Origin of the sequence: Protofrankia sp. Cj3 (assembly GCF_917627355.1) — a bacterium.
Lineage (GTDB): Bacteria > Actinomycetota > Actinomycetes > Frankiales > Frankiaceae > Protofrankia.
Genome location: NZ_CAKJTR010000019.1, coordinates 24,524 through 27,368, shown reverse-complemented (window position 1 = coordinate 27,368; position 2,845 = coordinate 24,524). Strand labels below are relative to the sequence as shown.

The following is a 2,845-nucleotide window of genomic DNA, read 5'->3' as shown; positions in this document are numbered from 1 at the left end:
GGCTCGTCGGTCGCCACCCAACACCTCCGGTGACTCCCTCCACTGCCTCGCGATGCACGCACCCAGTCCCGCTCCTTGATCCACACCCCTATTGCCGGGCGCTCTTACGCGGCATCAAATGTTGGATCTTCAACGCCGAACGGGATGTTCTTCTCCTGCGGGTGCCCGCATGGGTGGGCGAGCACGAAGCGCTCTGGCAGCCGATCACCAGCGGCATCGAAGCCAAGGAGACCACCCTGCGGAAAGATCTGGCCGCGATGGGCATCCAGGCCCACATCTCGACAGCGGACCCCGGACCTAACTGACCATCACCATCGGATGCCGTAACGTCCTACCGGGTTGTGAAGGGCGCCGGCCGGGTCGAGATACCCGAAGCTGTTACCCAGGCACACGACCGCGTCGACTTCAACACCGGTGTCTTCGGGCCTGGAGGCGGCTGCCACCGGCACGCGGCGGGCACCGTAGGGCCGCCCCCGCACCCGCCACACACGCCCGGCCGGCGTTCCGGTCGAACTACGCGATTTTCGTGGCGTTGCCGTCTCCCAGACCCCCAGATTCAGGCCTTCGCAAAGCTTGAATTCAAGCTTAAAATGGTGCCCATGCAGACGCTACCGATCTCGAAGGTCAAGGACAGGCTCAACGAACTGGTCGACGCCGCCGCGATCACTCACGAGCAAGTGACCATCACCAAGAACGGCTCGCCGGCGGCCGTCCTGATCGGCGTCGACGAGTGGGAGTCGATCCAGGAGACCCTGTACTGGCTGTCGCAGCCGAGCATCCGCGAATCTCTCGCCGAGGCCACGGCCGACGTGACGGCCGGGCGGGTCTTCGACGAAGCGCAGATCCGCGCCGAGTTCAGCGTGCCCAGGCGCGACCGGTAACGCGCCCGGTGAGCTATGAGGTGGTCTTCACGGCCATGGCACGGCGAGACCTCCAGCACATCCCACCGCGCATCGTGCCAGCGATCATCGAGTTCGTCTTCGGCGACCTCGCGGTCGCACCGCAGCGGGTCGGCAAACCTCTCGAACGGGAACTGGCAGGCACCTTCAGTGCCCGTCGCGGACCGTACCGGGTGCTGTACGTGGTCGACGAGGAAGCGAAGCTCGTGACGCTTCTGCGGATCGCTCACCGAGCCGATGTCTACCGCCCCGGCGGTAGGTAGAAGGAGGTCTGGCCCCGGCTGGGCACCGCGAGTTCGACGACGCTTCGATAGCCACCGTCATCGCGTGCAGCCCCAGCCTGAAGCTGCACGCGATGACAAGCCGGCCGGTTCGAGAACCTCTGGTCGCGCCCGCAACCTTCTGCGTGCCGTCTTGCCGGGGGCACGCAAGAACGATCTTTGTCGCGCTGTTTGTGCTGGTCAAACAGGATGAGCAATATCGGAACCAACCTTGGGTCGCTCGGGTCCAAAGCGCGCGGCGGGAGCACCGCTGCCGATCGTCGCGTCCCAGATGGAACGGTCGGCCTTCCTTTGGCCTGTGCCGTGCCAGGGCCGGCGAATCAGCGCGGACGTGCTACCGTGCGCAAATAGATCACCTTATAAAATATCGCCCCCGACGGGCCGCGGAGCCGCGCTGACGGGGCATTCCTGGTCAGGCTGATGAGGGGGCGATGTGCCTGGCACGAGGCGCTCGGGGGATGGTGCCCCCAGCGGAACCACGGACGCGGAGACCGGCGCGGCCGGCCACTGCGACTTCTTCCTTACCCATGCCCGCGCCGATGCGAATGGGCGAAATGGATCGCCTGGCAACTCGAGGAGCATGTGCGTTTCGACGGTCGGAAGGCGCAGGTTTTTCTCGAAGCCTGGGATATCGTGCCCGGATCGGATCTGGTAGCCAACATCAGCCGCATGCTCGACCGCTCCGACCGGGTCGTGCCCATCCTCTCGCCACACTATTTCGCCGATCCCGGCGATCATGTGTGGCCGGCGGCCTGGACGGGCGACCAGGACCGGCTTCGGCGCATCGTGCCGGTGCGGGTCGAGGCCTGCGTACCTACCGGCCTGCTCCGGACGATCCACTACATCGACCTGGTCGGCATGGACGCCGAGGCGGCCGCAGCGGCCCTGCGCACCAGGATGTCCGACGCCATCAAGGGTCGACTGACATGCCGACGCCGACGGTCAGAACGGCCTGCCGCCTCGCGTCTGCCGCGCTGCTGGCCTGTCTCGTCTACGCGCTGGGAGTCAGCGGCTGTTCGTCGCGGGAATCCGGCGACGACGGCGTCGGGCCGATCACCTTCTCCGGGATCGCCGACCTCACCTACGGCCACCAGGTCACCAACGCCGTCGGCCGCTGGAACCGGGAACACCCGGACCAGCACGTCCGATACATCGAGCAGACCGACTCCGCCGACGAGCAGCGCGCCCAGCTCATCGCGACCGCGCAGGGCTCGCACGAGTGTTATGACGTGCATTCGCTCGATGTGGTGTGGACGGCGGAGTTCGCCCGCGGCCACCTTGTCGTACCGCTGGATGCGCACGAGTCGCGCGCGTACGGGATCAGAAAGGATCTCTTCGTCCCCGCGGCGTGGGCGAGCGGGCGTTACCGCAACCAGCAGTGGGCCGTGCCGTTCCTCGTCAACACCCCGCTGCTGCTCTACCGCAAGGACATTCTCGACGCGGAGCGGCTGCTCCCGCCCACCAGCCTGAACGAGATGATCTCGCAGATCAAGTTGATCAACAAGCGGCGCGCCACCGCCGGCCAGCCGCCGGTCGGCGGCTTCGGCGGTCAGTTCGCCCGCTACGAGGGCCTCACCGTAAACGCCCTGGAAATCATCCGCAGCCTCGGCGGCGACCTCGCCGCGGGCCCCGACACGCCGCTCTCCGAACCCGACGACATCGGCG

General features: G+C 66.7%; 4 protein-coding genes and 1 pseudogene. All 5 read left to right on the top strand.

Translation table 11 applies throughout. From position 1 onward, the window contains the following. A partial coding sequence (locus MJ783_RS04420) for a hypothetical protein (RefSeq protein ID WP_239308636.1) occupies window positions 1-305 on the top strand: 305 nt, incomplete at its 5' end. Window positions 306-599: 294 nt separating this feature from the next. Further along, complete coding sequence (locus tag MJ783_RS04415; RefSeq protein WP_239308635.1) at window positions 600-881, top strand: type II toxin-antitoxin system Phd/YefM family antitoxin; 282 nt, start codon at window positions 600-602, stop codon at window positions 879-881. 8 nt (window positions 882-889) lie between these two features. Further along, window positions 890-1,162, top strand: a complete 273-nt coding sequence (locus tag MJ783_RS04410) for a type II toxin-antitoxin system RelE/ParE family toxin (RefSeq protein WP_239308634.1) — start codon at window positions 890-892, stop codon at window positions 1,160-1,162. Between the two features lie 438 nt (window positions 1,163-1,600). Then, a pseudogene (locus MJ783_RS23535) lies at window positions 1,601-2,047 on the top strand (toll/interleukin-1 receptor domain-containing protein); the annotation flags it as partial. Window positions 2,048-2,106: 59 nt separating this feature from the next. Further along, a partial coding sequence (locus tag MJ783_RS04405; protein WP_239308633.1) for an extracellular solute-binding protein occupies window positions 2,107-2,845 on the top strand: 739 nt, incomplete at its 3' end.

Coding starts and splice junctions, on each gene's coding strand:
- MJ783_RS04415 (WP_239308635.1), top strand. CDS start 600: ATGCAGACGCTACCGATCTCGAAGGTCAAGGACAGGCTCAACGAACTG.